This window comes from Streptomyces sp. NPDC002643, assembly GCF_053592555.1.
Genome location: NZ_JBSFVY010000002.1, coordinates 250,307 through 276,658 on the forward strand (window position 1 = coordinate 250,307; position 26,352 = coordinate 276,658).

The window sequence follows — 26,352 nt, forward strand, 5'->3', positions numbered from 1 at the left end:
GGGAACTCCTTAGATGGCCGCGCCCGCGTCCTCGATCACCAGTTGCGACAGGGAGCCCGGCAGGTAGCGGACCATGCCGTACGTCGCAGCGGCACGACGAGTGTTGAGCGTGACGCCGACCGTGATCAGTCCGGCCGGGGGGTTGTTGATGTAGCAGTTGATGTCGAGGCCGGTCGCCGTGTTCGAGTCGTCATCGAAGGTCGTGCTGAAGGCGTCGGCGACGAGGGAACTCGTTGTCGTGACCGTCGAACCGGCCGCCCACCGAACGGTGGTGTACGCGCCCTGCTTCGCGTAGCGGAGGCTGGCGTTATCGCCCGTGCCGTCCGTGTCGACGGCCGCGATCCGGAGGACGACCTTGTAACAACGGCCCGCCTCGGCCGTGAACTGCTGGCTGTAGATCAGGGTCGCCGTGTCACCGATGTACGACGAGGTAGCGAGCGTCTGCATAGCGAGGACGCCCTTCGCGGCCTTCTCGTTGAAGGCCGAGGTGCGCCAAGCCGTCCAGCCCGCCGCGTCGTTGCCCGTACGCGACCACTGCTCGACCGTGGTTGGGCTGAGCCGTAGCCACGTCTGGTGGGCGTAGGTGCTGCCGACCGGACGGACCGTCCGCACCGTGCCGTACTTGCCCCCGTTACCGAAGGACCATCCGCCGGCAGCGGCTTGCGTCTCGTTCATCGTCAGCGTGGACACGCCCGCCGGGTAGGCGCTTGGCAGGGAGCTTTGGGTGTAGTCCGTCGGAATCAACTGATGGTCGAACCCGATGTGCCGCCAGGGGCCCCAGCCGTCCGCGTCGCTTCCGCTGCGCTCCCACTCCTGGGTGCCGTCTGCGACGCTCAACCGGCTCCAGCGCTGATGCGCGAACGTGCCGGTGGGATTGCGGAAGATGCGCAGGACGCCGTACCCGGCGCTCGCAAAGGACCAGCCGCCCGCACTCGCCTGCGTCGTGTCCAGCGTCACCCACGAGTCACCGTGCGGGTATGCGGTCGGAAGCGAGGCTTGCGTGTAGTTCGCCGCGGTGAGCGCATTGTCGAAGGTGACCTGCCGCCAGGGGGACCAGCCGCTCGTGTTGCCGCCGCGCACCCACATTTCATGCGGGGTGGTGTTCGCGTGCACCCGGCGCCACGTCTGCGTCGCATCGCCGCCAGACCAGACACGGGTGGTGACGTACCCCCACTTACCGGCGAAGTCCCACCCGCCCTGCGTGGCAGCGGTGGCGCTCAGATAGAACTCGGTGGCCTCGCCCTGCGGGTAACTCGTGGGCGGCGTCGCCTGCGTGATGCCGCCAGGCTCGATGACGCGGGGGCCGGGCGGGGTAGCTTCCGCCGTGCGCTCCAGCGAGGAGACTCGCGACTCCAAGTCCTTCTGCGCGGAGGCGGCAGCCGCCTGGGGAGAGAGCGGGGTCGGGTCGCCCAGGGTGGCGCCGAGCCGATAGCCGTCCGAGTCGACCTTCAGGACCATGCCCGTGACGACGGCCGCCATCTCCGAGCCGCCGACGATGACGGACACCTTGTCGCCGAGGAACCAGTCGCGGCCGAAGTCGAGCGCGCTGTCCTCCATCGGTACCGCCTGCGCCGCCTTGACGGTTGTGCCGCCATCGGCGAGGGCCTCCGTGCCCTTCTGTGTCAGCTCGGCCGTGTCGGTCGAGGAGCGCTCGTCGATGAAGCTCTCGATGCGGCGGCCCCAGTCCGTCTCGGCCGCAACGGAGTCCGCGTTGTCGACGCCGACGAAAAGGCGGTTCGAACCGTCCCCGTCGCCGCCAACGATTACTCGAGTTTTTGCCGGCGTCGACACCGACACCCGCTGGCCCGCGAGCGTGTTGTTCACGACGCCGAGGCGGGCTTCCTTCGTGCGGTCGGCGACCGCGTACGTCTCGAAGACGAGGTTCGAGCCCCGCTGGACGATGCGGAAGCCGAGGCCCGCAGGCTCGGCCAGTTCCTTGCACAGCTCGCCGAGCTGCTGGAAGCGGGCGGCCTTGCTGAGGATCGAGCCCCGTGCGCCGTTCGTGCCCATGATGAGCCCGGCCCGGCGCCGGTTGGCTGGGGCGCTCGGCCCGCAGTTCGCGTTGACGTAGTAGTGCATGAGCGACTCGGCCGTGTCGGTCCGGTCGTCGTAGGCGCGGATCTGCGTCGCGGGGTCACCATTGGACGGCTCGGGCCAGGCGAGCATGTCCGCCAGGATGATCGTGTCGTCCACACCCTCGACGGTCAGCGTGCCGAGAGGGTCGGTCGCGGTGACGGCGGTCTCCGTCTTCGTCACCGGTCCCGAGAACAGAACGTCCGTGGGGCCGGTGACGATGATGCCCGCGCCAGGCGTGGACAGGACGGCGGCGAGCGGATGCTCCGCGTTGATCTGGAGCTTCCACGTCCCGACGTTGTTGTGCACGTCTTCCGCGTCCATTGTCAGGAGATCCGCAGGGATGGCGCCGATGCGCGTCAGGGTCTTGTCGCGCACCTCGACGAGGAGATCCTCTTGCCTCACTAGATCACCACCCACTTACGAGGACGCCACGAGCACACGACCTTGGAAGCGGACGTGGTGTTGAGGAGAGAAGTCGTCGCAGTCGAGATGCCGGGGGCGATCGACCAGAATTGCGGGGCCGTGGCCAGCGACGTGTACCGGTTCGCGCCGGTCCCGTCTTGCACAGTGCCGGCGCCCATGTCGACGATCAGCTTTTGCCCGGCCGTAAGCGTGCCGGTCCAGTGCAGCGTCTTGCCGGTGGGGCTGATCGCCTTGAAGTTGTCGCCCGGTCCGGTCACCTCCCACACGGGATAGGCGTTCACGTCGCCCTCGTTGGAGAGCTGCACGGAGCCGATCGCCTGCGACGAGGCGAGCGGCATGGACGACATCGACGACAAGAAGGCGCCTGCCGTGGACCCGCCGATCGTGACTGTCTGGGCGGCCTCGGCGAGGAAGTACGGGGACGGGGCCCGCAGGGTGATGACGGTCTGCACGTCCCGTGTGCCGGCGCCCGCGTCTATCGCGCCACCACCGCTCCATGCGACCGGCGTCGACCAGCGCCCGCCCGCGTTGTCGATGTACGTCAGAGTCAGGCCGCTCTCGTCCGCCAGGACCCGCGCGAGGCGGGTCACCAGCTCGGACAGGTGCGCCCTGTCCCGCCCCACGATGTCGAGGGGTATGTCGATGTCACGGGGGAGGACGCGCCGCCCACGGTAGGCGGCGCCGTCCCCCGCGCCTTCGAGCCACTGAACGGAGAGCTGGGGCAGGCCCAGGCCGGTTATCCCGGCGAGGGCCTGAAACCCCGATCCCCCAGTCTCGAACCCGTCCAGGCTGAGCCTGTCCGAGGCCGAACTCAGTTCCAGCTTCACCAGCCGACCATCCTTGCCCGCGAGGCAGCCGCGAACAGCTCCTCCTCGGACGAGAGGGAGCTTCCGGACCCTGCGTAGTAGTTGAGAACCTTCGTCACCGACTGGCCGGAGCCAGACGTCGACAGGCCGCCAGAGACAGCGGCCGTGACCTGCCGGGACGCGCCCGAAACTGCGCTCGCCGCGAGGGTGTTGGTCGCGCGTTCGACGCGCCCTTGCTGGTCCTCGACGCCGAGACCGAAGCCCTTGCCGACGAAGTTGCCGAGCTTGCGGAACAGGCGGCTCGGACTGTGGATGTCCAGCGCCTTCTTGATCGCCTTCACCATGGCGTCGGCGATCTTGAGCATCTGCTTCTCGATCGCGTCCTGCTGCGCTTCGAGGCCCTTGACGAGGCCCTCGGCTGCCTGAATCCCCGCGTCGTACATGTAGTGCGCTGCGGTGGACCCGGCCTTCGTGGCGTACTTCTCCAGCTCCTTCTGAAGGTCGTTGACCTCCGAGACGCCGGAGGCGCCAGCGTTGGCGATGGCCTCGGCAGCCGCGAGTCCGGCCTCTGGTCCGGCCATGGCGATCTGATCGAACGTGGTCTGGTTCAGCCCGAGCTTCTTGAGCTTCGCGAGCACAGTCGCGAACCGCTTGGCCTGCTCGACCGCGTTCTTCAGGGAGTTCGAGATCGTCTCGAACGAGGCGTCCTTGACCTTCGTCACGTCGCCCGTGTCGATGACCCGCTCGCGAACCTGCTTCGCGTAGTCCGACATCTCCTCGCGGAGCTTGTCGAGCTTCTCCTGAGCCGCCTTCAGCTTCTTCGCCCCGGCCTCCCACTGGGCGGCCAACTGGAGGAGCTTGGTGCGGTCCTTGGCGATCCGGTCCTTCAGACCCTTGGAGGCGTTCTTCGGGATCTTCGCCGTTAGCTCGTTGAGCGACTTCTTGACGTTGTCGTACTGGGACTCCAGGCCCTTGATCAGACCCGAGATGATCAGCCGACCGGCGTCGTAAAGGAGTTTGGCGTCCTTGGGAGCCGGACCCTTCCAGTCGGTGAGCTTGCTCGTCAGGTCGCCGAGCGTGCTCTTGACCGAGCTGAACATCGACTTCAGACCGTCGATCAGACCGGTGATGATCTTCTTACCGGCGTCGACGAGCAGATTCTTAGCGTCGCTGAATATCTGCTTGACGTTCTTCGGTAGATCCTTGACGAACTTCACGCAGTCGTCGATCTTCTGGGAGAAAATCTTCTTGACCGCTTCCCAGGCGGTACCCGCCTCGGACTTGATTTTCGTCCAGGTCTCGCCGAAGAACTTGATGATCGCCTGCAAGGCCGCGCCCGGAGCGTTCTTCAGGGCCGTCATGAAGTTGGCGAAGTTGGTCTTCGTCGCATTCCAGACGTTGATGGCCGCCGTCTTCACGGCGTTCCACGAGTTGTCCCAGAGGCCCTTGATCGCGGTCAGGAGCTTCTTGCCGACGCCCAGGATTCCGATGTTCAGGAACACCATGAAGAGGCCCTTGATGGTGTCCCAGAGGCCAGAGAGGAAGCCCTTTACTCCGTTCCACATCTGCTTCAGGCCGTCGAGGGCCATGCCCCAGTCGCCCGTGATCAGGCCGACGAAGACGCCGATGATCGTCTTGAAGTAGCCGACGATGAAATCCCAGACGCCGACGAAGATGTCCTTCAAGCCGGTGAGGACATCGGCCACGCCCTGAATCGCCATGACGAGCGAGTCAAGGAAAAGCCCGGCGATGAACTCGATGGCGGGCGCCAAGATCGGCATCAGGAAATCGACGATCGCGAGGAGCGCATCAAGGAACGGCTTGAGCGCTTCCATGACGGCGGTGAACGCTTCGCCGATCTTCGGCAGGAACTCGGCGGCGAGCGACTGAACCACAGGGATCAGCGGCAGAATCGCAGCCGTGAGGATCTGCATGAGGATCTCGATAATCGGCTGAAGGGCAGCCGACATCGTGGCGAGCGTTTCCGAGATGATCGGGATAATCGGGGCCAGTCCCTCGACCAGGGCACTGATCAAGGGAACGAGCGCCTCGACCACGGTCGTGATCAGCGGGGCCAGCGCGGCGACGACGCCGCCCAGGGCCTCGCCGAGAAGACCGATCAGAGGCTCGATCGCGGGGGCCAGCGCCGTGAACGCCTCGGAGAGGGGCGTCAGGACGGCCGCGATCAGCGGGCCGAGCATCGTCAGGAACGAACCGGCCAGTGTCAGCAGTGCACCGAACGCCTGGCCCAGCGGGGCCAGTGCCGGGGCGAGAGCGGTCACCGCGGCCTGGATGCCGTCGAAGAGGGCGTAGATGCCGGCAAAGACCTCGGGCTGATTCAGCGCGGCAGCGATGCCGCCCAGTGCCGTACCAAGGATCGTGCCGACCTGCGGCATGACCTGAGTCAGGAGCCCGACGAACTGCCCGAAGAACGCCTTGACCTCTTCGCCGCCAACGGAGGCCATGTTGCTCATGGCGTCGTGGGCTGCGGTGAACAGGCCGATGAGCTTGGACTGAACGCCGCTACTGTCGACGGCCTCGTGGATGCCCGCGAGGGTGTCGCGCATCATGCCGAGCGTTGAGCCGCCGGCAGCCTGGGCCGCCCTGGCGAGGCCAGCGAAGATGCCGCCGGTCTCGAAGATGACACCGCCGAGATCCTTGAGGGCCTGGATACCGGCGTCGATCTCCTCGCGGAGACCGGACTCGCCCTTCTGGTTCAGCCAGTCCGACGCCTTCTCGGCAACGTCCACGAACCACTGGGCGAGCTGGGGCAGGTAGCCCGCACCGACCTCGCCGAGAACCTTGATGATGTTGGCGAAGTGGTTCGTACCGCCCGCCGCGATCTCGATCGACTTCGAGAGGTCGGCGAACATGCCGTCCAGCGCGGGGGCAAGAGCGCCCTTGAGGGAGGTGGCGAAGCCACCGAAGAACGAGCCGAGCTGGGTCGCAGTCTTGCCGAACCCTTCGCGCAGCTCGGGGAGAAGCGTGTCGATCAGGTCCTTGATCGGAGCCTTGGCCTTCTCCCAGAAGTTCGAGCTGATCAGGTCTTGCAGCGCGGAGAGCTGCCCCTTGACCCCAGGGAGAACCTTGTTGAAGTCCTTGAAGGCGGCGACGGTGGCACCAACGCCGATCGCCATTCCGCCGAGAATTCCGGGCAGGGCGAGGGACGTTGCTCCGATCTGCGCGAGCGATGCGGCCAGCGTGAAGAGGTTCGAGGCCGCCGAGATACCCCACGCCGACAGGCCCGCTATCGCAGTCGCGATGGTGCCGATGATCGGCGCGTTGCGGTCCAGGTTCTTGATGGAGTTGCCCAGGCGCTCGAACATGTCGCCCAGCACGCGGGCCCCGGACAGGGCTTGCAGCATGGCCGTAGCCGCCGCAGCGGCCGACAGCTTCACGCGTGGGATCAGCTCGACCACACGGTCCCGCGAGAGGGCCGCCAGGTGCGCGATCGTCGCCATGATGCCGGCACGGGAGACCTCGGGCTCGATCGTCGACTTCAGCTTCTTGATCTTGTCCTGAAGATCCTCGATCTCGCGCTCGACCTTGCGCCGCTCCATCGCGTCCAGCTCGGGCGTGACCTTCGCCTTGAGGGCCTGCATCTGCTCAAAGGCGGCTTCGAGCTGCCGCTTCGTCTGCGCGACCATCTCCTCGTCGAGCTTCGGCCGGACCTTGATCTCGTCCATCTGGGCCTGGATCTCGTCGCGCGCCTTCTGCGCGGCCTCGCGATCCGCGGTGACCTTGGCCTGAATCTCGGCGCCGAGAAGGGCCTTCATCTCGGCCTGGGCGGTCAGGAGGGACCGCTTGTCCATCTTGACCTTGATCTCTTCCCGGCCCATTTCTTCGAGCTGGTCTTCGATCTGCTTCAGCGCAGCCTCGACGGACGACATCGACTTCTTGTCGACCTTGAGGTCAAGGGTCAGATGCTTTTCGAGACGCGCCCGAGCCTTCAGGAGAGACGCCTCGTCCATCTTGACCGAGAGGTCGATCTCCTTGAACTTCTCCAACTCGGCATCAATGCGCGCGATAGCGGCCTTGACGGAATTCGTCGAGCGGGGGTTGAAGCCGATTTCCAGACGGAGTAGCTTTTCGAGCCGCTTCTTCTCTGCTTCGAGTGACGCCTCGTCGAGCTTGACCTTGATGTCGACGGCGCGAAGGTCCGACAGCTCGCGGTCGATCTGCGCTATGGCCGACTTCACCGAGGACTGCGAGTCCTTGTCGACGCGCAGATTGATGTGCGCGATCTCGCCGAGGCGGTCCTCGAACAGATCGACGGCCGCGTTCAGGGAGTCGGCGTTGATGTCGATGTCGATGTCGGTCTGGGCGAGTTCGTCGAGCGCGGCTCGGACCTTCGATATCGCCTTGGACACCGACGCCTGAGAGTCGAGGTTGACCCCGATGCTCAGGTCCGACAGCTCCTCGTCGGCGCCCTGGCGGACGCGACGGGCCTCGCTGATCATCTGCTGACCAGAGGCCCGGAAGGTGATGCGGTGCTGGTTCGCCCTCTGCTGGTACGCCTGGGCGGCCTTCTTGACCTCGCCCGACATGCCGGTGAGGTCGAGCTTCGTGTAGAAGCGGATCTTCCGAGAGTCCGTGGACTTGTTGTCCCGGTTGATGTCCCGGACGATTTCGAGGACATCCGCGCGGGCGCCGGCAGCGTCGGCCTTCGTGCGGATCGTGATCGCGAGATCGTTCTCGATCTTTTCGAGCTTGGTCTTCAGGTCTTGCTTGAAGCCGGTTGTGTCCGGCATGACCTTGACCGCGATCCGGCCGACGATATTCGGTTCCGACGCCACGGGCTTACCTCCGCTGGAAGTGCTTGTAAATCTCCGCGACGGTCCGCGGCTTCTTGGCCTTGTCCTTTTTCTTCTCGGCCTTGGTCGCCTTCGGCCTCGGATAGGCAGGGATCTTGGGAGCCTTGCCCTTGCCCCATTGGCCGGTTGCCCTGGTGTTTTGGTTGACGGCGTCGAACAGGTCGGCGGCTATATGCCGGTCCTGACCCCAGCCGAAATGCTCACGGCCGCCGGACGCCAAAGCGACAGTGAGGGAGGTGTCGGGGAGCCTCTGCACAAGCAGAAGGACGAGCGCGGGAGAGGGCCCCCGGCCCTCGATTACCTCGGCGAGATCGACGCCGAAGTGAAAGAGGAGATCCGGGTAAAGCCCTTCCGCGTATTCGTCGATCAGCCCTGCGAGGCCGAGGCTTCCCCCACCTGAGTGCTCTCGCCGTAGTGGCCGAAGATTTCGGCGAGGATCGCGAGGTCTCCGTCCACGGCTTCGAGGAGCTTGTCGGCGGCCTTCTCCGACTCCGCGATGGTGCGGATGGCCTGGGCCAGAAGCTCGGCCTGGTCGGCGTCGTCGTTGCCCATCTCTTCCTGAAGGGCCAGGAGCGCGTCACGCCGGGCCTTCGGCAGGCGGAGCGGGTTGAGCAGACGAACGGTGTCCTCGCCGAGGGTGATGTCGGTCGAGCCGTACTTGCGCTCAGCGGCGGCGCGGATGTCGTCGAGGGAGAAAGAAGCCATGGGGGTGCGGACCTCCAGAGTGAGAAGACAGGAAGGGGGCTGCGGACCTGAGAGAGAGGGGGGAGACCCGGCGCGGGCGGGTCCGCATCACACCCGCGCCGGGAGCCATCAGGCGGCCTGGCCAGCCACCCAGGCAGTGCCGTTCCAGTACGCCTTCGAGGCGTCGCCGAGAACGACGTGCTGACCGGTGGTCCACGCGCTCGACGGGGTGGCGATGACACCGGACATGGCGGCGAGGTTGTCGGGAGCCTCAGCACCGGCCGGGCTGAAGGAGCCGGGGCTGCCAGCGGTCGCGCCGGTCGCGAGGGTTCCGCCCAGAGGCGTGATCGCGTACGTCCAGACGTTGTTGCCGTAGGCCATCGGCTTCACGCCGAGCGGCAGACCGGCGAGCGACTCCGTATCGGAGATCGCCATGTCGTCCGCGCGGTAAATCTCAGCGCGCGGGGCGTAGAAGGCGAAGTGGTTGTCGCCGTCGATGAAGACCGCCAGGAAGGCGGACTGCGTGGGCTCGGGCTCCGTGGGGACACCGACCGAACCGTCCGGCAGGATCGGCGCGTTGGCGCCGAAGTACAGCTTCAGCGCGGCCGTGTCGAACTGCTGGAGCGTGAACGTCATGGTCTCGGTCCGCGCGCTGTACTTCGTGCGCAGGGACTTGTTCTGAAGCGACCCGATGGTGGTCGCCTCGCCACCCTCGGACGTGATGCCGAAGATGTCTTCGAGGGAGGTGTGACCGACGTTCTGCCACGGGCTGACCGGGGTCAGGAGATCCGCCGGCATGGACGTACCCGTGGGCGCCGTCAGGTAGTTACCGGAGCCGACGACAAGGGTTGCTGCATCGTTGATCGGCAAGGGGGCTGCATCCTTACTCGCGCACGCAAAAGGCCCGCACCCCCGAAGGGGCCGGGCCTGCGTGAAGGGGAACTGTTAGGGGGTGTAGGGGCGAATCCGCGGCTTGCGGATCTGCACGTCGTAGATCGACTCGTAGCGCCAGATCCCCGTGGGGAGGTCGGCGTACTGGACGGGGCCGGTAGCGGTCGCCCAGTCCGTTGCCCGTCTCGGCGCGGAGTTGAGGTCCACGCGGATGATGTGGCCGAGACGCGGATACACCTTTTGGTTCAGCCAGGCGTCGCGCATGACGACGCGGACGGCCTCGCCCAGGATTGCCGCGTCCTCGTCCCCGTTGGGGTCAGGCGCGAACGTGTTGATCACGATGCGGGCCGCATCCGTGAAGCGGGTGTCGCCCTGCCACTCACCCCACGTCGGGTCGCGGCGGACCAGGACCAGGGGGAACTTCTCGTGCAGGTCGACGAGGGACTTAACCCGGACTCCGGGCAGACCCTCGCGCAGTACGGCGAGAAGGAGATCCTCGACGGGAGACAGCTCCGCCATGGCCTTGATGTGGTCGGGGAGTCCTGCCATCAGTCGAGGTGCACCTTCCCCTTCCGCTTCTTCGGGAGGTTCGCGGCGCGAGCCAGGATGAACAGACCCTCGGACGCGGGGATCACGTCGAGGTACTTCGTGCCGTCCTTACGCGTCTTGACGACGATCGACTCCGCGCGGCCGTACTCGATCGACAGGGCGGCGTCCTTGCCTCGCTCGTCGTCGAGGATCACGTACTTGTCGATCCGGCCGTCCTCGACGTCGATCGAGGCGTGGCCTTCCTGGCGGTGCTGGAGTAGCAGAGCCTCGGCTCGCGCGGCGACTTCGAAGCGGGCCTCGTCGAGCGTCCGCTGTACGCCGGGCATGCGGGCGATGTACTCCTCCAGCTTCTTGCCGCCCACCGTGTCGTCGATCTCTGCCATCAGGGCCGCTCCCGTATGTCGATCGACCAGTGCCGTGTGCGGCGGTCGCCGTGGTGGTAGGCGGGCGGCGTCACGATGTCCCACATGCGGCCCTGGTACTCGACGCGGGACCACAGGGTGACGCCTTCGACATGGGCGTCCACGATCATGCGCGTCACGTTGATCTGCTGCTGACCGGGAACCTCGGCCTTGCCCGACCGCTGCGGGATGAAGGCGGCCTTGACCGTGATCGGGTTGTCCTCGTCCACGGCGATGACCGTGTTCCCCCGGTTGTCGACGAACTCCTTCGTCGCCCATACCGTCGCGGTCTGGCCGCGCCTGCGCTGGACGCTCACCAGGGGCTCACCCCGTCACTGAACATGGGGAAGGGGTCGCCGTTGTAGTCGACGGGTACGTGCCCGGCCGCGTCTCGTACAGGGAGCTTTGTTCCCCAGGCGGAGACGGCCGCGCTGTAGATGCCGCGCTTGCGCCCGGCGAGGTCTTCGAGGAGACGGATCTCGTCTCGCGTGAAGTACACGCTGCCGGCGTCTCGGCCGTGAGCGTCCGACCAGGCCAGCGTCTCGTCACCGGCCCGGCTCTGGGTGTAGCCGTTGGGGTTGCGCACGTAGCGTGCGGCGGCCTTCAGGACGAGGGTCTTCACCAGGCGGGGCACCGTGGCCTCGGGCCACTCGCGGCCGTAGGAGGCAGCAAGTTCCGAAGCGTCCGTCAGTGCCCCCGAGGCGATGCGCTCCTCGTCCGCGTCCAGCTCCCAATCGAGACGGCCCTTCAGCTCGTCGAGGGTTGCGTAAGCCAAGCCCCGACCTCCTTTCCGAAAGGCCGGGGGGCCGCGCTCCCGGTCTGCCCCAGGTCACGCGGCCCCCCGTTCACGATCAGGCGTTGGCCGGGTCGGTCTCAGCCTTCATGCCGGTCGGCGTCCAGACCTTCGCGTCGGAGATGCCGGTGATGGTGGCCAGCTCGGACGCGGCGGCCGGGTAGTTCGAGGCGCCGTCGAGGGTGAGCTTGATGCCCCGGACGAAGTGCTCCTGAGTGGAGACGATCTCCTTCTCGTTCACCTTGTCCCAGCCGACCAGGACATCGGTCACGGAGCGGAAGCCCGCGTAGGTGTTCACGACGGAACGGTCCTGCATGTAGAGCGGGTCGTAGTCGCGGACCCACCGCAGGGCGATGTTCTCGAACGAGGTGGTCGCGCCGTACGGAACCGACTGCGGAACGCTCGGGGCGCCGGACAGGAAGATGAACGCCGAGGACGCGAAGGCGTACGCGGCATCCGCGGGGATGGTCTGGTCGACCACGATGCGGAAGCCGAAGCGCTCGCCGATGGTGGCGGTACGGAGCGCGGTCTCGGCCTCGGAATCGCCAACGTTCTGCGCGAGGTTGAGCTTGTCGTCGTTCAGGAGCGCCGACTCGAACTCGGTGCCGACCAGGAGGTAGCGACCCTCCTTCGGCGCGTGGAAGGCGTTCAGGACCCGGCGGGCCTCGATCAGCGCACCGCGAAGGTTCTGCTGGGCGTTACCGATGACGGCGTTGTAGGTCTGGCCCGTCAGAAGGTTGACGGCCCGCCGCTGAAGACCGCGAGCAACCGCCTTGGACTGCGGGCGCAGGAGCTTCGACCAGTTGTCGATGTCGAAGTCGTTCTGCTCGTCGGTCAGCTTGACTGCCGAGTAGACGTTGCCGCCGAAGGTGACAGCGATGGTCCGCTCGCTGTACTCGTCGAAGACGATCGGCGAGGTTCGGTCGTTCCTCCACCCGTAGTCGTGGAACGGGAGGATTCCCTCGACCTTCATCGAGATCGTGTCGTTCTCGGCGCCCTTGAACTGGTCGACACCCTGCTTCTGGAACAGGTTCGGGATGACGAGTTCCTGCTCCAGCATGCCGACTGCGGCATTGACGAGCTTCTGCGGCTTGACTACCTGGTGCTGAGGGGTGGGCAAGAGTGTTACCTCCGGGGGCATGAAGAAACCCCCGGCCGAGTCAGCACGGGGGTTGAGTAAGGGGGTTCATCGGGGGCGCTAGAAGCGCCGAGTGCGCCGCGCGAGCTTGCGCGGGTCCATCTCTCCGTCGTCCTCGTCGTCGGACGGAGTGAGGCCGCCACCCAGAGCGGGCGGGGCGGCAGGGGTGATGAGTGCCTGAAGGGCCTTCGCGTCAGCCTCCAGCTCCTCGGGAGTCGTGCCACGCAGACGCCCGGCCAGCTCCTCGGGGAGGTCGTACTTCCGGGCCACGGACGCGACGACGAGCGAGTGCTCCAGCTCCGCGTTCTTCGCCTTCACCTCGGCGATGGCGGCCTCGACCTCCTCCGGGCTCTTGGCCCCGGAGAGCTTCGTTTCGGCGTCCCGCAGTCGAGTGCGGTAACCGGCCGCCTCGCCTCGGACCTTGGCCAGCTCCTTGCGAGCCCAGTCGGGCAGCTCGTCTTCCGATGAGCCGCCGGCACCGGCCTTGTCGTCCGGCTTCTGCTCGTCGTCCGGCTTCTGGCCGGGCGGAGTCTCGCCGGTCTTCTCCTCGGTCGGTGTCTCGTCAGGCTTCTCTTCGGGCACTTCACGCCTCCGGGGCTGTGTCAGTGGACTGCCGCGCCTCCTGGGCTGCGGCTCGTTGCTTGCTGCGGATGAAGCGGCGCCACACGGTCACCGCGGCCTTTCCGCTGTGGCCCTTCGTGACCTCCGGCCAGAGGGCCTCGTACTGCCGCGAGAGGGCGGTCAGTTCGCTCGACTGGTACTGATCCCGATTCCAGATCGGCATCGCGTAGCAGTGGCAGTTGTCGTGGTACTTGTCGCCGTCGTTGAACAGCGCGGACTCGCGGCTCTTGTAGACCGGGCCCCGGCTGATCAACATGGCGCACCAGCCGCACGGCGTTCCCGTGCGAGACAGACGCACGTACCCGAGGGCCCGGCCGTCCCGGCGCATGTGGTTCCAGTTCGTTGACCGGGCACCGTTCATGGCGACGCGGGACGCGGCTGCGGCTTGCTGGGCGCCCGCCTGGCGGTGAGCTTCGTCGGGATCTGCGTCTTCGAGAATCAGCCGGCGGTCGAGGTTGGCGGTGCCGAGGGCTTCCAACGCGATCCGAAGTTCTGCTTCGGCCTCGCGCTCGATGCGCTCCTCGTCCTCGCGCAACCCGTTCAGGTCCTCGACGAGGATTCGCTCCCAGTCGGGCTCGTCCTCGTCTTCGTCGTCCTGTCGGGCGGGCGAGGCTTCCCCGTCATCGACGGTCGCGGCCTCGCCCCCCTGTTCTGTGGGCGGCTCGTAGGTACCCGCCAGTTCGGCGAACTCCCTGCGCAGGTCCGCCAGGGTCACGTACGACGGTTCGGGGTGGTAGGGGTCGGTAACGGTCGTGCCGGTCTGGAGCGCTCGGGCGAGCCGGTAGTAGGCCCGCGCGAGGTCCCGGCTCTGTCGGCGTCTGCTCATGACGAGCGTGATCGCCTTACGCAGCCAGGCCCCAGCCGTAGCCGCCCGCCGCTCGGGCGGAACGTCCTGCCACAGGGCCAGGGCCTCAGCTGTGGTCCTGGCCCCGATCTCCGTCAGTGCGACGTGGAAGGCGACTGCAACCTCGTCGGTCTCGGCCATCCTCGCCAGTGCCATTACGCGGCCACCGCCACCGAATCCGCGGTGACCGGCTCAGGCTCAGCGGTCGCCCGCGTGAGCGCGGAGGCGAGCTGACCCACCGAGTCTTCCTCGTCCGCGAGGTCGTCCCACTCGTCCAGCTCGGTTTGCGTGACGTTCGGGACGCGCTTCCACAGCCCCTTCGCCGGGATGCCGAGCTGCTCGCGCAGCTTGCCCAGGGCGTCAGCGGCCTGCGCGAGGGAGCGCTGCTCCATGTCGCGCCAGATGACCTCGCCCTTGAAGTCGTCCACACCGGCCGCGCCTTCCAGCTCGGCGGCCAGCCTGAACACCCGCTCCCACGCCTCACCGAACACAGTCCGGAACTCCTGGATCTTGCGGGACAGCGCCGTCTCGGCGGCCTGCAAGGCTTCGGCCGAGAGGTTGGCGATCTGTCCGAGCAGATGGTGAGGGGGTACCTGCGCCACGGCGCTGAGGTGCCGGATACTCATGTCGATGCTGTCGATGAATCCGCCGAGCGGAGTCTCGTCCAGCGATCCGAAGCGAACATCGGGGTCCTCGGCGAACAGGAACCGCTTCGCGTTGTGGTTGATCGGCAGGGGGATCGGGTTGCCCTGCTCGTCGTAGACGACCTCGCCCGTCTCCGGGTCGCGCTGGACCGGCGGAGCCATGCCCGTGACGGTCCGCACCTTCGTGCTGCCGTACGACTGGGCGAGGAGCAAGTCGAAGATGGTCTGGTTGATGCGGTTCTGGAGCGGGATCATCGGCTCGATCACGCCGACCGTGCGACCTTCAAGGTCGACCGACGCGGCGAAGCGGGTGACCGGGCATTCCGAGGCGCCGTGGCGCTTGCCCTTGCCGACCTTCACGCCGTCCGCGTCGTCGAGGGACTTGAAACGGACCGCATACTCGAAGCGGCCGTCCCACATGCGGGCGGTGCCGGCGGTTTCGCCGGACGGCCAGGACGTGACGGTCAGGGCCGCGTACGGGGTGTCGTCGTTCGCCGGGTCCTCGTACAGGGCGGCCGTCCGCAGCGCGGACAGGCCCTTCGTCAGGACCACGCCCTTGACCCGCTCGGTCAGGGTGAAGCTGTGCCCATACGTCAGGGCGCCCTTGTAGACGGCCGACTGCCGGGCGTCGAGGCGGGACCGCTGCCAGTGCTCCCACTGCGGGGAGGTGAGGTCCGTCGCCGAGCCCTTGCCCTCGTCGTCGCCCGCGCGGTAGCCGTCCACGTAGAGGGCCTGCGCCGGGGTGTTGACCAGAAGCGGAGTCCAGTTCGAAATGGAGCGCTTCGCGAGGAGCCGGTACTCGTCGTCCGCCATGGCGGGCATGTACGGGTCGTCATGCTTGCCATGTAGGTAGTTGTCGATCCGGGTCAGCCGGTCTTTGTCCCGGCCAAGGATGGCGAGGAGCTGCACCGCCAGGGAGGCGGGCGTGGGGTCGGCCATGGTTCACCACCCTTGGGTCTCATGTTTACACCGCTACAGGAAGAACCCTCGGCCGGTCCGCTTGCGGACCTTCTTGCCTCGGGCGCGAAGGTCGAACAGGGCCTCGTGCGCCAACATGAGCGCGGCGTAGGCGTCCACCTTCTTTGGCGACTCCCGGCTTTCCTTGCCGAAGCTCACGCCGTAGTTGTTCGTCCGGCGCCGTGCATTGAGCACGTGCCGGCGGAGCTTCAGGTCGCCGTCGTGGGTGAGCTTGCGATCGAAGATCGTGCGCATGAGGCGCTCGTTCGCAAGGGTCGACGCCTTCAGGCTGGTGCGCATGTCCCAGCCGATCGCGTCCTTGCCGGGCGCCTTCACGGCCAGGCCCTCGCCGTACGTCTCCGACCACTCGGAGATGTAGGACTCCCAGAGCGCCACGTCGGCGTACATGCCCTGCACCTCGAACAAGCGGAAGGCATCGTGTACGGCCGAGTCGACCTGATCGCGGGGGACTTCCCAGTCCTTCCCCTGCGGGCCGTCCGGCTTCTCCCACAGCCCGAGCACGAAGGCGCACATGTCGCTGACGCGCAGAGCCACCAGGGCTGTGCTGTCGTCGCGGAGGCCGCCGTCGAACCCGAGCGTGATCTCGTCGCCGGGCTGGAGCTGCTTGCCGTCGTCCCGCAGGACATCCCACTCGGCCGGGCCGAAGAGGGCGTCCTCGCTCGCAACGATCTGGTTCAGCCACATACGCCGCGAGCGGCTGGGCGCGATGGTCGTGTCGAGGATCGACTGAAGGATCGTCTCGACCCGGAGCCACACCGCGTCACCGCGGATCTTCGGCAGGACGATTCGAATAGCCTCGGGCGTCAGAGGAGTTGAAGGGTGCGCCTCGATGCTGTCGTACATGAAGCCGATGTCGGCTGCCCGGCCTTCGAGGATCTTCTCGTACGCCTCGCGCATCTTCTCGGCGACGCTGTCCTCGCCAGGGAGGTAGGCGTTCGTGATCGCGAGGTAACGGCTGTCCTTCTTGGTGGCGTTGCCGTCGATCGTCTCGTACATGCGGTCGCCGTTGTTGCCGGTCACCCAGTGGTGCGTCTCGTTGAGCACCGTGAACGTGACTCGGCCGCCTTCCAATGCACGGAAGGAGCTGGTGACTGCTTCGAGTCTTTGCCGGCCGCCGTTCGCGCGGATCAGCTCGGCCCCGGCTTTGATGCCGTACGTCTCGATGAGCTTGTCCGACATCAGGGACGGCATCAGCGTCATCGTGTTGCGTGTCTGGTCGCGCGACACGGCCGCGATCTGCACCCACGCTTGCGGGTGCGGGACTCCGACCGGTTGCCCGTCCTCCCAGTGCGAGAACCGGGAGGGGCCGACGAACTCGACGAGCGAGATCACGGCCAAGAGGGGGTCCTTGCCCCAGCCCTTGAGCCGCTGAAGCACGCCCTTGCGGTAGATGAAGCGGCCGTTCTCGTCGACCGCGTACCACCAGAGCACGAAGCGGAGTTGTTCGCGCGTGAAGCGCCAGGGCCCGCCGTCCTCCGCCTTCAGGAACTCGGCGCACCAACCGGCGATCTGCCACCCGAGCGTGCGCTCGGGGAGCTTCCACGACCCGTCCGGCTCACGCATCCATGTGGGGCCCAGGAAGGCCGGTTCGAGGGCGTCGATCTCCTCGTCGGTCAGCTTCGGGGGAGCCTTCATCATGCGACTCACCCCCCGGCGCTACTCGGCGAGTCCGAGATCCTTCTTGTAGTCGGCGATGGCGAGGACAGCCGCGGACTGCTCCTCGGGCTCGGGCTCATGCAGTTCGATGCGCACACGGCGCCGGTCGCCTTCGGCGACGAGGAGCCGCTCGAAGGCGCTGTAGATGGTCTGGAGCATCTGACCCGACCTCTTCCCGGACTTCTTGTAGAAGGAGAGGTCTTCGCAGAGGGAGTAGGCGAGGGCCCAGTCACTCGCCTGGTAGAAGTCGGCCTGGCCGGACTCCTTCAGCGAGTCCCACAGGCGCTTCGCGATCGGGTGCCAGGAGCGGTCGCCGTTCGGCACCTTCGTGGGCCGGGCGACGCCGCGCGTCACTGACTGGACGTCGCCGCCCTTGCGCTCGCGGGGGCGAGCCAGGTCGGCTTCACGGTTGGGTACGGGGCCGGGCACTGGCTCACCTCCTTCAGAACGTCCCGCCCGTCAGGAAGTGGGCGGAGAGCCAGGCCATGAACGCGACCAGGACGAAGCGGCGGAGTCGCGTTGTCCGGTCCGGCACGACGCCTTTCGCGGTGTGGAACCACTTCCAGATGTGCTCGGACAGGGTGTCGCCGGGCTCTTTCAGGTAGAGGGCGGCGCCCTCGATCACGACGAAGAGGCCGATCCAGGCGACCCAGGCAACGGTGAACACGGGCGCCCCCTCACAGAAGGCCCGGATGGGCTTCGGTCCGCTTGAATCGCTTGCTGATCCGGCGCCGTTGGGCGGCCAGGGCGAGGGCTCCCTCGCGGGAAGACTTGGCCTGGTGATGAAACCCGCAGAGTGCTCTTAGGTTGATCTCTCGATGGTCATCACCAGGCACGATGTGGTCTACGTCCGTTGCGAGTTCCTCGCAGCGCTGCCCGTACTGATTGCGGGCGGTGCAGCGGTGTCCGTCTCGCCGCAGGACGCGGAGTCGGATCTTCGGCCAATCCGCCGGCAGGCGCTCGCGCCTATCTGAGGAGGACCAGTTCGGCATCACACCCCCAGGTCGAGGAGAGCCACGAACGCGGCCGAAGCCTGCTGGGGGACGACGCCGTTACCGAGGATCTGGAGCTGTTGTCCGCGAGTCAGGCCGGGAACGTCGGTGACGTATCCGCGAGGCAGGCCCATGAGCCACTCGACCCACCGCGCGCTGACGCGCGGGCTGCCCTGTAGACCGATCTCGGTAGGCCGGGGAGCAGCCCGGCCGGTCACGCCCTCCCACTGACGAATGCCGGGGAGGTACTCGCCCCACCAGGAAGCGGGGGAATGGGGACCGTCGATCTCGGGCTCAGGCTCGCGGCCTTCGCGGATCGCGCAGGAGTAGGGGAGGACGAAGCTCGCCTCGTCGTCGAGAGTGGGGCCGTGACCACCAGCTCGGCGTTCGTCAGGATGGCGGGGGCCGCCGTTACTGCCGAGGTTCGCGGTCGGCGTCTTCAGGGGTCGCGATGCAGAACCACCGATCGCGGAGGTGGGGAGCACCAGTTTCGGAAGCTCGTACGCACACCCATCGCGCGCTGTACCCGATCGCGGCCAGGTCGGAGACGACGACTTCGAGGCCGCGCGTCCGGAGGTTCGAGACGTTCTCCAGGAAGACGTATCGGGGTCGTATCGTGCGAACTGCTTCAGCGACGTGGACCCAAACTCCAGAGCGAGCGCCTCGTATGCCAACCCGGTTCCCCGCAATCGAGATGTCCTGGCAGGGGAACCCCGCCGTGATCACGTCGACCAGGCCCACGAGTTGAGCCCAGTCGATCTCGCAGATGTCGCCGAGGTTGGGAGCGTCCGGGTACCTCTCGGCCAGGACGGCGCTTGGGCCGGGCGCGCTCTCTGCCACGTACACCACGCGGCCGTTCACGAGAGGAGCCACAGCCTCACCCAGGCCGCCGTACCCAGCGCAGAGTTCGAGGATCTTCAAGCAGACCCCCTCGCGCGAAAGACGTATGTACGTACTCGCGTCTTCCGTCTTCGATCAGGAGGCCCCCTTCGGGGGCCAAGCCTGCAACCTGCGATGTACGTACGGCGTCTTCATACAGGCGAGCCCCGACAGGGGCTCAAGCCTCGCGAGCCTCGCGACTTACGTACTTACACTTACAAGTCGCTAAATGATCTTGCTTTCGGAAACGGGAAAGCCTGTGACCTCGCTCACATTCCTGCGGCGCCCGAAGGGCGACGGCGAAGGAGTGCAGCGGCGAAGGAATTGTGCCGCCCGAAGGGCGGACAGCATGAAGACGGCAAGCGGCTGCGGCGGCCGGTAGGCCGCCCCTTCATGAAGACGCGAAGACGTACTTCGGCCAGGCGAGCGCCGATAAGGTCGGCGGCATGGACGAGACGACCTTCACGTACGAGCTTCGTGTGCCGGCGGCAGCCAACGCAGGTGAAGGCTGGGAGGACCCTGCCCACAACGGCGAGATGACCACCTGGGCCGGGACGGCACACGACCTCGGCCGCCTCGTCCTAGCGCGCTGGCGCGAGACGGCCCAGGAGAAGTACCGAGGGCTTCCCGCCGTCGTCGAGGTGCACAGCGAGGATGGGCGCCATGCGGTGATCGACGACCCGACCCCGGTCCACGGGCCGACGCTCGCCCTTGAGTGCGCGATCGAAGAGGCGCAGGTCGCCGACCTCGCCCATGACATGAAGAGGCAGGAGCTTGCCGAGGCCATGCGGCTCGCGAGGGAGTTCGACGGCTTGTCCGACCGGAACATCGAGCACCGCGTGCGCTTCGTCCTGGTGCCGAACGAGGCGCGGAAGATCCTGGGCGACGGCAAGGACTGACCTCGCCGCAGCCTTCATTCCTGTGCAGTGCCGGCGGGCGTTCTGCAGGACGGTCGCACCGCCGCTGACCTGCGGAAACTTGCGGCGCGGCGGTCGGCATGCTAGCGATCACGTCGACCCTGGAACCGTGGCAGAATCCGAGCTGCTAAGACCCGGCGGCCGGGAAAACCGTCGAGCGCGGGTCATACCCCCACCCCTGCGCCCACGGCTGGGCGAATGGGACGCATGAGCGCCAGGCCGGCCGCTTGGGTGTGAAACGGACATGAAGGCACTAGGTCGACCGCTTACGGCCACAAGCGGACATCCATGCGCATGTGAGTGCATCACTAGCGGAGTAGCGCATAGGCATACGTGAGCCACACATGAGTGCACACAGGACAGAGCGCAACGCAATGCCGCAGGGCAGGGCTAGGCAGGGCAGGCCACACAGACCAGCCCAGAGCGGGCAGCACTGCACGCGCGTAAAGAGGCTAAGGACTCCAGCCCTCCCCAGCGGGCGCGGTTGCGGCGCACCCTGGGCAGCGTGTTAAGGTGTGACCACACCACGACGAATGGCCCGGCAACGGGGCGGACGGAATGGCACGCAGGACCGGGAAACCGCAGCTCACGCAAGGGGGTTGCGGAACGGACCGGGAATCGTGTTAAGGTGTGACCACGCCGAACGGACCGCAAGGTTCGGGAGGGCAGCGCTCCGGCCACATGGTCCGGGCGGTAGGACAATGGGAGTGCCTACCGCTGACCAGGCCAAACGCGAAACTCCGAACGGCAAGCGTGATAAGGTGAGACCACGCCGAACCAGCCCGGTTCGGCGAATCAAATCGGCTGGTGTAAACTTGAGACCAGCCTCACCCGAAGGGTAAGGTCACTTGACCGAGTACGTGTTCAGCGACGCCGACCGCGAGTACGGCAAGCGGGTCGGAGTGAAGAAGTCGGACGGCGACTTCCGGTGCTACCAGTGCATCGACTTCAGCTTCTACGAGGCGGAGGTCTCCGAGCGGGATGCAGACAAGCGGTGCACCTACTGCGGGGGGTTCGTCTTCATCACCCCCCAGGTGATCGCCCAGATGGAGGCCCCGAAGCAGGTCCTGCCGGTCGACCTGTCCAAGCGTGAGGTCCAGCGGTTCGACCTGGTGGCCATGGCCTACAACCTCGGCCGTCGCGTCGAAGAGGTGTCGTACGCCTACGACAAGGCCCGTCAGCGGATCGCGGAGCTGGAAGCCAAGCTCGCCGAGTACGAGGACGCCGGTTTCGTCGAGACCGTCGACTTCTAGACCCAGGTGTAAACATTGGACCGGGTTGCCCCTTCCCACACAGGGAGAGGGCGGGGGCAGCCCCTCTCTCGAATGCGAGGACACATGTACTCCGACTACCGCACCCCCTCCGAGGAGGTGCTCGCCAAGTACGCGGCCTACCTGGACGACGCTTACCGGTCCTGGCCCTCCTGGCGAACGGGTACCTACGGCTCGGAAGACGAGCCGACGCACGTGGAGCTGTTCGTCTGGCACGACGACCGAACCGGATGGATCGGCGATAAGTCGAACTTCGAGGTTGCCCGCGACCTGATCCGGTGCGCCGCCGACGAGGGACGCACGGACACGGAGGTGTCCGACGAGCAGATCTACGAGTGCGGCGGTGGGTCCTCCGCCTGGGACGTGGCGCAACTCTTCGTCCAGGTCTACGAGGGCGGATGCCCCGAGGAATGCGCCGGCACCCATGGGCAGGAGTGTGCCCCGAACTGCGACCCGATCGTGGATATCTGCTACGGGCAGGACTGCACCGGAGACTGCCACGAGACCCGTGCCTACACCGCAGCTTTCCGTACGGCCGTCGCCCTGGTCGAGCACGTCAAGCACGAGTACCCGTTCCTCGACGAGGACGACTACGACGACCAGCGCCGCGAGGTGTTCGCGAAGAACCTCGACGAGGCCCTCGACGACGTAAAGATGCACTTCCCGTACGACACCGAGGCCGACCACAGGTCCATCGTCGAGCACGGCACCGAGGCCCTGTACGACCTGGAGTACCGCGACGAGGACGGCCACGCGTCCTGGGACCAGGTGCGCGAGGCGTACGACGACGCTCGGGACGAGCACTTCCTCGACCTTGGCCGCGCGTTCATGCGCAACGAGATCCCCGGACAGCTCGCCTTGGAGGTGGCCGGTGCGTGAGGACATCGCCGTCCCCCCGATGCGCAAGGTGCCCCGAAGGGTCTACCGCGACTGGGAGATCAGCCGCACACCTAGCCACCAGTGCGCCGTGATGTCTGAGCCGGTCCCTGCCCGCGAGATCAGGGGCGGTGACCAGATCATCGGCCTGGCCGCCAACCCGTCGCGCCACAGGACAGACGGTTGGCGAGTCGGCCGGGTCCTGATCAGGGAGACCCGCGAGGGCCTGACACAGATCCGCATCGGCTTCTACGGCGAGTGGATCACGTGGGAGGGCGACCCCGACACCCCGATCCCCGTGTACCGGCGCTGACCCCCGAGTACTGCCGTCCCTCCCTGACTCCCCTCTCGGGGAGGGGCGGCCCCCGGATGCAAAGGCGAAACACCCCGCATGGGGTGTCAGCGGGAGGCGGTTCCTCCCCTCTGACGATGCCAGCCCGCATCGATCCATCCCCGAACTGAGGATCACATGAGCACCCTTTCCGACGCGATCAAGGCTGCCGCCGACATGGTGGACCAGCACCGCGGAGTGGTCTGTCTCGCCCTCTTCTCCGACAGCGAGGAACTGCACTTCTCCGCCCGCAAGGCCCGTGAGAAGGGTCTGCACCCCTTCGCCAACGAGCGCAACAACGCGTCTCTCCTCGCTCGCCACGTCGCAAGGCGCCTTACGGACGGCTTCAACACCCCGGCCTTCTGGGTCGAGCACCACTGGCAGACCCTCTTGGCCGCCGTGGTCCGCCGCGAGGCTGCCGACCTCGCCCACCGTCAGTCGATCTTGAAGTGGCTGGGCAGCTACGAGGGCTCGACCGACGCCCCGGTCTTCAAGGTGCAGTCCTGGCAGTACAAGTCGGCCGGGCAGCGCGTTGAGGCGCTCGCCGAGGTCAAGGCCGCGCTTACCGCCGTGCGCGACGCCTCCCGCGTCGCCGCTGCCTGATCACCCACCCCTCACGAAAGCGAGCCCGATCATGATCAAGCCCGACGACCAGATCGCCTTCCTGGCCCCCGAGTGCTACGCGCTCTCCGTCCTCCTCCGCTTCGGTGACGTGGTGATCGCAGGGTTCTACGAGCCCTTCGAGATCGACCCCCGCGAGCAGGTCGTCATGAGCTTCGACCTCCCGACCTTCGAGGAGCGCGAGGCCGCAGCGAAGGCGCGCATCGACGAGGCCGCCATCGGCCACATCCTCGACGGCTGGGACCTGATCTCCGTCTGACCCCCCAACCCATCGGCCGCCCCTGTCCACACAGGGAGAGGGCGGGGGCGGCCCCCTACCGCGAAAGCGAGGACACATGATCACGGCCCGCAAGATCGACCCGCAAGTCTGGATCGGCTGCCTGGCCTGCTACAACGCCGGTCGCCTGGTGGGTGATTGGTACGCCGCCGACACGGCCGATCTGGTCACCCCGGCCGACCTGCACAAGCGGGAGACCTCCCACGAGGAACTGTGGGTGATGGACCACGAGGGGTTCTGCGGAGCCCTGGAGGGCGAGTGCTCGCCGTCCGAAGCGGCCGAGATCGCCGAGGCCCTGGCCAGCCTGACCGAGGACGAGGCCCAAGCGTTCGCCTGCTGGGTCGAGGTGTTCGGCGAGCAGTCCGACCGCGCCCACTGGGTCGACAAGTTCCGCGACGCCTACCGGGGCTTCTGCGACGACGAGGCGGCCTACGCCCAGGAGTGGGCCGAGATGACCGCCTCGGACGAGGACAAGGAGCGCATGACGCGCTGGCCCTTCAACGAGATCGACTGGACGAGGGCGGCCGAGGAGCTGTTCAGCGGCGGTCTGCACGCCGAAGAGGTGCTCGGCGGAATCCACGTCTTCTGGTCCGACTGACCCGACCCTCTTCTCACAGTACGCAATGTAAACATGAGACCACAGAGAGATACGCACATGATGCCGTCCATCAAGAACGCCGAGTCGATCGCGTTCAGCAAGATCAAGCTACTCGTCGCCGAGGTGCTCAAGACCGCGCGAGAGGTCACCGCGTGGCGCAACGACTACGACCCCGGCACGCAGGAGTGGTACACGCTCTGCAACCTCGCCCAGACCGCCGAGAGCCTGGCCCTCACCCTGCCGGTCGAGATGCTCCCCGACGAGGAGTGGCGCTACGTCAGCCCCGCCGAGTACGCGGCCGTAGACGAGATCCTCGCGCTGCTCGAAGGGAGCGAGGCCAAGTGAAGCTCCTTCGCGCCATCGTCGCCGGATTCGCCGCCGCCGTCTTCGTGATCCTCGCCGACTACGCAGGCGCCTACCACCTGGCGAAGACCGCCGAACCGAAGCCCACCCACGCCCCCACCTTCCGGGAGCGCATGAAGGCCGAAGGCCGCGTGTTCTGGGGCGTGATCGACGGACACCGCGACTGCTGGGCCTTGATCGGCGACACCTCGTACGTCACCTGCCGCGACGGCTACAAGACCACTTCCTGACGCAAGCGGCCCCTCCTCACAGGGAGCGAGGAGGGGCCACCTCGAAAGGCTACCCGATGGACTCGATCCGCTGCGGTGACTGCGACGCCCCCTTCGGCCTCCGGCCGGACGGTCTCTTCCAGTGCGACGGCAAGCAGCCCCACGAACTCGACCCCCGCGACATCGACCTTGACGGCTCCGACGTGTGGGCGGTCAACGCCGCCGGCACTCTCGTGATCGTCGCCGACCCCGCCGTCACCGCCGAGTGGGCCCGCGAGGCCCTCGACACCTACCTCGAAGACGAGCCCGGCACCTGGGGCGAGGGCGACTCGATGCGCTCCTTCCTCGAAGCGGTCGACGACCTCCTCGACGCGGCCCGTGCGGGCCTCCCCCTCCCCAACCACCCCTGAGAGAAGCCGACATGAAGAACCTGCGCGACCACATCGACCTGACCGCCGAGAAGGCCCAGATCGACGCCGACATGCAGCACGCCGTGACTTTGGACTTCGGCCCGTACCTCGGCTACCTCGCCCACTACGGCCAGACCCTCGCCCGCATGGCAGGCGAGTACCGGCAGCACGAGATCGCCCGCCGAATCCTCACGGCCTACGCCGACGAGGCCCTCGACCGCGCCAACGGCAACTGAACCCAACTCCCCTGAAAGGAAGCCAACATGACCGCCCCGTTCCTCTCCTCGTTCCTCCGCCCCAACCCGCGCAACCTGGAGAGCCTCAAAGCGGCCTGGGCCCGCATGCTCGAACTCGGCTACATCACCCGAACCGAGCCGGTCGACGAGCCCGAGGGATGCACCCGAACCCGCTGCGCTGGAGTCCACGAGGGCTACCCCGGTAGTGAGCACCGATGGGCCCTGTACTGCCTGCTGTGCGCCGTCGACATCGAGGTCTTCTACAGCCACATGCGGGAGCGCAAGGGCAATAACCCGGCGCCGCCCCGCCGTCACAAGGGCTGCAAGTTCAGCGGCCCCAGCCGCGCCAAGGCACGCGCCACTCGCTACGCCGAACTCGGCCTCGACCTGCCCGCCTGGGACATCGACGCCCACGCCGCCCGCCTCGCCGCCTGATCACCCGAAGGAGACCAACATGTCCGACGTACTCGCCACCACCGAAGACGGCCGCTACCGCGTGCGCCTGGTGCTCGACGAGCACCCCGAGAACCCCCGCAACGACGACGAGACGCTCGTCCACGTCATCACGATCGACACCCACCTCGGGCAGTACCACCCCGTCGACAAGGACGGCGGTCCGCTCGCCGAGGCGTGGGAGCGCCTGAAGTGGAACTGCTGGACCGGCGTGGACATCTTCACCCGCTACGTCTCGATCATGCACGGCGGGATCGTGCTGGAGTCCAGCCCGCAGAGGGGCCCGCGCTCCCTCTGGTACGTGACGGGTGAAGAGGCCCGAGCCATAGACGGCGGCCTCCTCACCGAGGGCTACGTCGAGGCCGAAATGCAGGAGTACGAGGCATGGGCCGAAGGCGACGTGTGGGGCTTCGTCGTCGAGGAGCGCGTCGACTGGACCCGTGACGACGACCCCGACGAGTCCATGGAGACCTGGGAGCACGTCGACTCCTGCTTCGGCTTCTACGGCAAGCCATACGCCCGATCCCAGGCCCGCGAGGCCCTCCGCTTCTACGCCGCGCGTCCCGCCGGCATCGCCGCCTGACCGTCACCCATCACGGCC

Annotated in this window: 32 protein-coding genes and 1 other RNA gene; 14 read left to right on the forward strand and 19 right to left on the reverse strand. The window is 66.9% G+C overall.

Annotation, left to right across the window (positions count from 1 at the left end; all coding sequences use genetic code 11):
- Nucleotides 1-9: 9 nt before the first annotated feature.
- The 19 genes from ACWD4G_RS03745 to ACWD4G_RS03835 all read right to left on the reverse strand — a co-directional run bounded on the left by ACWD4G_RS03745 (nucleotide 10) and on the right by ACWD4G_RS03835 (nucleotide 19,231).
- The gene (locus tag ACWD4G_RS03745; protein ID WP_451290559.1) at nucleotides 10-2,478 is read right to left on the reverse strand and encodes a siphovirus ReqiPepy6 Gp37-like family protein; all 2,469 of its coding nucleotides are present in this window, start codon (nucleotides 2,476-2,478) and stop codon (nucleotides 10-12) included.
- Nucleotides 2,478-3,326, reverse strand: coding sequence for a phage distal tail protein (locus ACWD4G_RS03750; RefSeq protein WP_451290560.1), 849 nt, complete (start codon nucleotides 3,324-3,326; stop codon nucleotides 2,478-2,480). Before ACWD4G_RS03750 ends, ACWD4G_RS03745 begins: the two co-directional genes overlap by 1 nt.
- On the reverse strand, nucleotides 3,323-8,101 hold the full coding sequence (locus tag ACWD4G_RS03755; protein WP_451290561.1) for a hypothetical protein: 4,779 nt from the start codon (nucleotides 8,099-8,101) through the stop codon (nucleotides 3,323-3,325). The genes ACWD4G_RS03750 and ACWD4G_RS03755 overlap by 4 nt, the downstream gene beginning before the upstream one ends.
- Before the next feature lie 4 nt (nucleotides 8,102-8,105).
- Nucleotides 8,106-8,339 (reverse strand): hypothetical protein, encoded by a 234-nt coding sequence (locus ACWD4G_RS03760; protein WP_451290562.1) that lies wholly within the window; start codon nucleotides 8,337-8,339, stop codon nucleotides 8,106-8,108.
- A 146-nt stretch (nucleotides 8,340-8,485) separates the two neighbouring features.
- Nucleotides 8,486-8,824: a phage tail assembly protein gene (locus ACWD4G_RS03765; protein ID WP_451290563.1), complete on the reverse strand. Its 339-nt coding sequence runs from the start codon at nucleotides 8,822-8,824 to the stop codon at nucleotides 8,486-8,488.
- Between the two features lie 108 nt (nucleotides 8,825-8,932).
- A complete protein-coding gene (locus ACWD4G_RS03770) occupies nucleotides 8,933-9,673 on the reverse strand; it encodes a phage tail tube protein (RefSeq protein WP_451290564.1) in 741 nt (246 codons plus the stop codon).
- Between the two features lie 75 nt (nucleotides 9,674-9,748).
- The gene (locus tag ACWD4G_RS03775; RefSeq protein WP_451290565.1) at nucleotides 9,749-10,243 is read right to left on the reverse strand and encodes a hypothetical protein; all 495 of its coding nucleotides are present in this window, start codon (nucleotides 10,241-10,243) and stop codon (nucleotides 9,749-9,751) included.
- On the reverse strand, nucleotides 10,243-10,626 hold the full coding sequence (locus ACWD4G_RS03780; RefSeq protein ID WP_451290566.1) for a DUF5403 family protein: 384 nt from the start codon (nucleotides 10,624-10,626) through the stop codon (nucleotides 10,243-10,245). The genes ACWD4G_RS03775 and ACWD4G_RS03780 overlap by 1 nt, the downstream gene beginning before the upstream one ends.
- On the reverse strand, nucleotides 10,626-10,961 hold the full coding sequence (locus ACWD4G_RS03785; RefSeq protein ID WP_451290567.1) for a phage head-tail adapter protein: 336 nt from the start codon (nucleotides 10,959-10,961) through the stop codon (nucleotides 10,626-10,628). The genes ACWD4G_RS03780 and ACWD4G_RS03785 overlap by 1 nt, the downstream gene beginning before the upstream one ends.
- Nucleotides 10,958-11,419, reverse strand: a complete 462-nt coding sequence (locus ACWD4G_RS03790; RefSeq protein WP_451290568.1) for a hypothetical protein — start codon at nucleotides 11,417-11,419, stop codon at nucleotides 10,958-10,960. Before ACWD4G_RS03790 ends, ACWD4G_RS03785 begins: the two co-directional genes overlap by 4 nt.
- Nucleotides 11,420-11,495: 76 nt before the next feature.
- Nucleotides 11,496-12,557 carry a hypothetical protein gene (locus ACWD4G_RS03795; protein WP_451290569.1) on the reverse strand — a complete coding sequence of 354 codons (1,062 nt, stop codon included), beginning with the start codon at nucleotides 12,555-12,557 and terminating at the stop codon, nucleotides 11,496-11,498.
- Between the two features lie 78 nt (nucleotides 12,558-12,635).
- Entirely contained in the window at nucleotides 12,636-13,157 is a 522-nt protein-coding gene (locus ACWD4G_RS03800) for a hypothetical protein (RefSeq protein ID WP_451290570.1), read from the reverse strand.
- 1 nt (nucleotide 13,158) lies between these two features.
- Complete coding sequence (locus ACWD4G_RS03805) at nucleotides 13,159-14,196, reverse strand: VG15 protein (protein ID WP_451290571.1); 1,038 nt, start codon at nucleotides 14,194-14,196, stop codon at nucleotides 13,159-13,161.
- The gene (locus ACWD4G_RS03810; protein ID WP_451290572.1) at nucleotides 14,196-15,623 is read right to left on the reverse strand and encodes a phage portal protein; all 1,428 of its coding nucleotides are present in this window, start codon (nucleotides 15,621-15,623) and stop codon (nucleotides 14,196-14,198) included. The genes ACWD4G_RS03805 and ACWD4G_RS03810 overlap by 1 nt, the downstream gene beginning before the upstream one ends.
- A gap of 33 nt (nucleotides 15,624-15,656) precedes the next feature.
- Nucleotides 15,657-17,300, reverse strand: coding sequence for a terminase (locus ACWD4G_RS03815; protein ID WP_451290573.1), 1,644 nt, complete (start codon nucleotides 17,298-17,300; stop codon nucleotides 15,657-15,659).
- A gap of 18 nt (nucleotides 17,301-17,318) precedes the next feature.
- Nucleotides 17,319-17,747, reverse strand: coding sequence for a phage terminase small subunit (locus ACWD4G_RS03820; RefSeq protein WP_059300967.1), 429 nt, complete (start codon nucleotides 17,745-17,747; stop codon nucleotides 17,319-17,321).
- A 13-nt stretch (nucleotides 17,748-17,760) separates the two neighbouring features.
- Complete coding sequence (locus ACWD4G_RS03825; protein WP_451290574.1) at nucleotides 17,761-17,985, reverse strand: hypothetical protein; 225 nt, start codon at nucleotides 17,983-17,985, stop codon at nucleotides 17,761-17,763.
- A 324-nt stretch (nucleotides 17,986-18,309) separates the two neighbouring features.
- Complete coding sequence (locus tag ACWD4G_RS03830) at nucleotides 18,310-18,444, reverse strand: hypothetical protein (RefSeq protein ID WP_451290575.1); 135 nt, start codon at nucleotides 18,442-18,444, stop codon at nucleotides 18,310-18,312.
- A gap of 277 nt (nucleotides 18,445-18,721) precedes the next feature.
- Complete coding sequence (locus tag ACWD4G_RS03835; protein ID WP_451290576.1) at nucleotides 18,722-19,231, reverse strand: DNA cytosine methyltransferase; 510 nt, start codon at nucleotides 19,229-19,231, stop codon at nucleotides 18,722-18,724.
- A gap of 404 nt (nucleotides 19,232-19,635) precedes the next feature.
- Between ACWD4G_RS03835 and ACWD4G_RS03840 the strand changes: the two genes are divergently transcribed.
- The 14 genes from ACWD4G_RS03840 (at nucleotide 19,636) to ACWD4G_RS03905 (ending at nucleotide 26,334) form a co-directional block, all read left to right on the forward strand.
- Nucleotides 19,636-20,088, forward strand: a complete 453-nt coding sequence (locus ACWD4G_RS03840; RefSeq protein WP_451290577.1) for a hypothetical protein — start codon at nucleotides 19,636-19,638, stop codon at nucleotides 20,086-20,088.
- 866 nt (nucleotides 20,089-20,954) lie between these two features.
- A complete protein-coding gene (locus ACWD4G_RS03845) occupies nucleotides 20,955-21,359 on the forward strand; it encodes a hypothetical protein (protein WP_451290578.1) in 405 nt (134 codons plus the stop codon).
- A 72-nt stretch (nucleotides 21,360-21,431) separates the two neighbouring features.
- Nucleotides 21,432-22,256, forward strand: a complete 825-nt coding sequence (locus ACWD4G_RS03850) for a hypothetical protein (RefSeq protein ID WP_451290579.1) — start codon at nucleotides 21,432-21,434, stop codon at nucleotides 22,254-22,256.
- Complete coding sequence (locus ACWD4G_RS03855) at nucleotides 22,249-22,566, forward strand: hypothetical protein (protein WP_451290580.1); 318 nt, start codon at nucleotides 22,249-22,251, stop codon at nucleotides 22,564-22,566. The genes ACWD4G_RS03850 and ACWD4G_RS03855 overlap by 8 nt, the downstream gene beginning before the upstream one ends.
- 62 nt (nucleotides 22,567-22,628) lie before the next feature.
- Nucleotides 22,629-22,695, forward strand: an RNA gene (locus ACWD4G_RS03860) — hammerhead ribozyme type II.
- Nucleotides 22,696-22,722: 27 nt separating this feature from the next.
- Nucleotides 22,723-23,187, forward strand: coding sequence for a hypothetical protein (locus tag ACWD4G_RS03865; RefSeq protein ID WP_451290581.1), 465 nt, complete (start codon nucleotides 22,723-22,725; stop codon nucleotides 23,185-23,187).
- A gap of 31 nt (nucleotides 23,188-23,218) precedes the next feature.
- Nucleotides 23,219-23,464 (forward strand): hypothetical protein, encoded by a 246-nt coding sequence (locus ACWD4G_RS03870; RefSeq protein WP_451290582.1) that lies wholly within the window; start codon nucleotides 23,219-23,221, stop codon nucleotides 23,462-23,464.
- 76 nt (nucleotides 23,465-23,540) lie between these two features.
- Nucleotides 23,541-24,080 carry an antirestriction protein ArdA gene (locus ACWD4G_RS03875; protein WP_451290583.1) on the forward strand — a complete coding sequence of 180 codons (540 nt, stop codon included), beginning with the start codon at nucleotides 23,541-23,543 and terminating at the stop codon, nucleotides 24,078-24,080.
- A gap of 33 nt (nucleotides 24,081-24,113) precedes the next feature.
- On the forward strand, nucleotides 24,114-24,425 hold the full coding sequence (locus ACWD4G_RS03880) for a hypothetical protein (protein WP_451290584.1): 312 nt from the start codon (nucleotides 24,114-24,116) through the stop codon (nucleotides 24,423-24,425).
- Entirely contained in the window at nucleotides 24,422-24,673 is a 252-nt protein-coding gene (locus ACWD4G_RS03885; RefSeq protein ID WP_451290585.1) for a hypothetical protein, read from the forward strand. The genes ACWD4G_RS03880 and ACWD4G_RS03885 overlap by 4 nt, the downstream gene beginning before the upstream one ends.
- Before the next feature lie 56 nt (nucleotides 24,674-24,729).
- Nucleotides 24,730-25,062, forward strand: coding sequence for a hypothetical protein (locus tag ACWD4G_RS03890; RefSeq protein WP_451290586.1), 333 nt, complete (start codon nucleotides 24,730-24,732; stop codon nucleotides 25,060-25,062).
- Nucleotides 25,063-25,073: 11 nt separating this feature from the next.
- Nucleotides 25,074-25,298, forward strand: a complete 225-nt coding sequence (locus ACWD4G_RS03895) for a hypothetical protein (RefSeq protein WP_451290587.1) — start codon at nucleotides 25,074-25,076, stop codon at nucleotides 25,296-25,298.
- A gap of 27 nt (nucleotides 25,299-25,325) precedes the next feature.
- Nucleotides 25,326-25,733, forward strand: coding sequence for a hypothetical protein (locus ACWD4G_RS03900; RefSeq protein ID WP_451290588.1), 408 nt, complete (start codon nucleotides 25,326-25,328; stop codon nucleotides 25,731-25,733).
- A 19-nt stretch (nucleotides 25,734-25,752) separates the two neighbouring features.
- Nucleotides 25,753-26,334, forward strand: a complete 582-nt coding sequence (locus tag ACWD4G_RS03905) for a hypothetical protein (RefSeq protein ID WP_451290589.1) — start codon at nucleotides 25,753-25,755, stop codon at nucleotides 26,332-26,334.
- The last annotated feature ends 18 nt before the right edge of the window (nucleotides 26,335-26,352 follow it).